Annotated in this window: 4 protein-coding genes; all 4 read right to left on the bottom strand. The window is 27.2% G+C overall.

Going from position 1 to position 3,361, the window contains the following annotated elements; genetic code table 4:
• Positions 1 to 102: 102 nt before the first annotated feature.
• Positions 103 to 894, bottom strand: coding sequence for an aldo/keto reductase family protein (locus tag EHV01_RS04190; RefSeq protein ID WP_422066340.1), 792 nt, complete (start codon positions 892 to 894; stop codon positions 103 to 105).
• A 20-nt stretch (positions 895 to 914) separates the two neighbouring features.
• Entirely contained in the window at positions 915 to 1,088 is a 174-nt protein-coding gene (locus tag EHV01_RS04185) for a hypothetical protein (protein ID WP_422066339.1), read from the bottom strand.
• Positions 1,089 to 1,095: 7 nt separating this feature from the next.
• Positions 1,096 to 1,902: a fructose-bisphosphatase class II gene (locus EHV01_RS04180; RefSeq protein WP_422066338.1), complete on the bottom strand. Its 807-nt coding sequence runs from the start codon at positions 1,900 to 1,902 to the stop codon at positions 1,096 to 1,098.
• Between the two features lie 90 nt (positions 1,903 to 1,992).
• Complete coding sequence (locus EHV01_RS04175) at positions 1,993 to 3,156, bottom strand: hypothetical protein (protein WP_422066337.1); 1,164 nt, start codon at positions 3,154 to 3,156, stop codon at positions 1,993 to 1,995.
• Positions 3,157 to 3,361 lie beyond the last annotated feature (205 nt).

The following is a 3,361-nucleotide window of genomic DNA, read 5'->3' as shown; positions in this document are numbered from 1 at the left end:
AWWATCAAATTTATCAAATTTCATAATTTTAGATTCCTATAATTTCTATTTTAAATATATTTTATAGGAATTTTAAAATAACTAGGTTATGCAAGAAGTCTATTAAAACCTATCAAATGTTTCGGGATAAATATTATCATACATATTAAGACTCTGTAAGATTTGAATTGTTTTTTTAGTTAGTCTAATTTTTTCACTCTGCTTGTTTTCTTGGATATGACGTAATAGTTCTGCTTTAGCAATTGGTTGAATACTAAAATATTGGATTCAAGCTAAAACTAATTGAGCAACAGTACAATTATATTTTTTAGCTTCGGCAACTAGAATTTGATTTTCCATTGTATTAGCAATTGGTGAATATGCTTGTACCAAAATGTTTTTATTTTGACAATATTGTACACGATCTCATCTTTGGTTAAAAGGATTAAATTCAATTTGGTTTAAATTTGGATAAATACCCGTTTCTTCAAACAAAATTTCAATCATATCCTTATCAAAATTACTTACACCAACAACATTAATTAACCCTTTAGCTTTGCATTGTAGCAATTCGGTATAGGCTTTGATAGTTTTGTAAAAATTTAAATTTGGGCGATGAATTAAAACAATATCTAAATAAGTAACATTTAATCGTTTTAACGACTCTAGCACAGCATTGGTAGTATTCTCTGCCTCAATATCATCACATCAAATTTTTGTTTCAATAGTAATATCTTCTCGCCTTTGATTATTAGAATTTAAATATTTTTTAATTGCTCGTCCAACAATTTCTTCATTTTGATAAACTTTAGCAGTATCAATAATTTTATAACCATTTTGTAAAGCATTAATAATCGCCTCTTCTTTTTTTAAAAATAAAGTTCCAAATGCAATTTTCTCTAAGCTAAATGGCATTGTTCTAACCTCCTCTAAAATTATTTACTATATTGTTTTAATAACTCTTCAATATTATCTGTTATTGGATATTTTGATATAATTTGATGATAAATATTATTATAATCAATAAAAGAATGGACAACATATTCTTTCTCAATAATTTGTAATGGTTTTAAAACTGTTCTACCTGTTAAACTAGCGGCAAAAAACATTGCTTGTTTATCAGCAACTAAATCTTGTTCAGAAAAAAATTGTGTTGTAACTAATTTTTTTCTGTTCTAAACCTTGCTGTTCAATTTTCATTCGTAATGCTGTTTCTTTTTCATTTGGTCAAATTTGCTCATACCGAATTAAACGTGCAAACATTTTATAATTAGTTGCAATTGCTAATGCACTCATTAGAACTCCTTCTGGTGCACCACCAATTCCATACAAAAAATCAGCCTTCTTTAAAACAACATCAATTGCCCCTAATACATCTCCTTCATTAATTAATTCAACCTTAATGCCTAATTGACACATTGTTTTTATTATTTTTTGATGACGCGGTTTATTTAAAATAATACATGATAAATTTTGCTTAATTTTTAATAAAGTCAATAAAATTGCTTCAATTGGTTTATTAAAATCAACTATTACAGCTAAGTCCTGTGATAAAAACAATTTTTCCATATACATTTCTGGGATTTGTAACATTGTATTATTTTTAGCAACAGCAATACATAAAATTGAACCCGGTTCATTTTTACTAGCTGGTATTGTCCCTTCAATTGGGTCAACTGCAATATCAATCGTAATTGCTTGTTGATGAGAAAAAGTTTGCCCTTGACATAACATTGGTGCTGCATCAAGTTCACCTTCGCCAATTGCAATTTTTGCTTTAACATCATTACTTGTTAATAATTTATTAATAATATCAACTGCTTTTTGGTCTAACATATTTTTATCATTTTTATCAACCAATTCATATGAAGCAATCACAGCTAACTGGACCGCACGTAAAAATAAAAGACTATTTGTTTTCATTGTTCATTCCTTTGCTTGCTATTAATATTTAATCATATAATTTCCAAAATAAAAATGTAAAATACCTTACATTTTTATTTTTTATTAACCTTATTTTGTATTTTGTTTTGGAATCTTACCAAATAATTCATGAAAGGCCCGCTTTGATCCAACTTTACTAGCACGAACTAAAAATTCATTGCTAGAAATAATAAAAGTACAAAAGACAATTGGAATAACATATACTCAATAATATCATGTTGGTTCTGAAATTTTATTTGGAACATTTACTGCAATAAAAATATATTGAAAAATTGGGGTTCAAAAAAACATTAATAATTGGGTTGAAGTTGTATAGGTGGGTCCAGACACTGCTAAACATGCATAATATAGCATTCGAGAACTACCCATAATAATCCCTCCAGCAAGAACAATTAATGCATAATCATAATATTGAAAATTAGCAAAAATTTTATAACCATCTAAGAAACTTTGATGAGAAAAAACTGCAGCAATTGGTGTCCCTAATAATAACATTAATATCGCTGAAGAACTTGTTTTAATTGATACTGTTTCATGATCTGTAAATTTAATTTTTGAAGAACTCATTAAATGGGACATTCCTAATGCTTCCATTGCATAAAAGCCAGCGGTCACTAAAGCTAAACACATCCCTCCAATCGATGATCAAGCTAATCCTTCTTCAATTACAAAATGAATTGACATTCCTAAAATTAAACATGTAGAAATTGCTAAAGCAGTTCAAGTATATTTACTTTGACGAGCACGAAAGAAAATAGCACTTCCAATTGCCGCTAAAATAACATTTAAATTTAACAATAATCCTGGAACAGTTCCATCTGTACCACCTTGATGATTAATTGTTAATAAAACTGATAACTGAAAAAATACCATTGCAGCCGGACCACCTAAAAAACCATATAATACAATTAGTCAAGTTTCTTTGTGACGAAGTAATTTTAAAAAATTAATAAAATTTTTGGGTTTATAAAAAATAAACATTACAAAAGTTGCCATTATTTCTTGAACTGTCACATAAAAAGTGGCATTAATTGGCGCTGCTAAATTACCATATGGTCCTTGTTCTGGAATAATATATAGCATTAATGGGACAATAGAATACCCAACTGCAGAAATTAATCCATACATAATTCCCAGAATAATGCGACGTTTTGTACGAATAGTATCTAATTCATTTTTTACATTTTTTTCTTTTTGTAATAACTGTTGATCTATGGTAACCTGATCTGCCATATTTATACTTTCCTAATCCATTCTTTTTTACTATAATATAATATTGTTTTTTTTAAAACTATTAGTTATATCTTACACTAAACATAAAAAAAGTTAAACTTTTCCTTTAATTTTGTCGAAAACTCTTGATATTTATAAAATATACCTAAAATTAGGTATATTTTTAATATATGGAGGTAAATAATTAATGAAAAAAATAATTARA

It is taken from the genome of Spiroplasma sp. hy2, from assembly GCF_044714365.1.
Taxonomy (GTDB): domain Bacteria; phylum Bacillota_I; class Bacilli_A; order Mycoplasmatales; family Mycoplasmataceae; genus Spiroplasma; species Spiroplasma phoeniceum.
The sequence above is the reverse complement of the archived record's forward strand: the minus strand, read 5'-3'. Positions and strand labels throughout refer to the sequence as shown.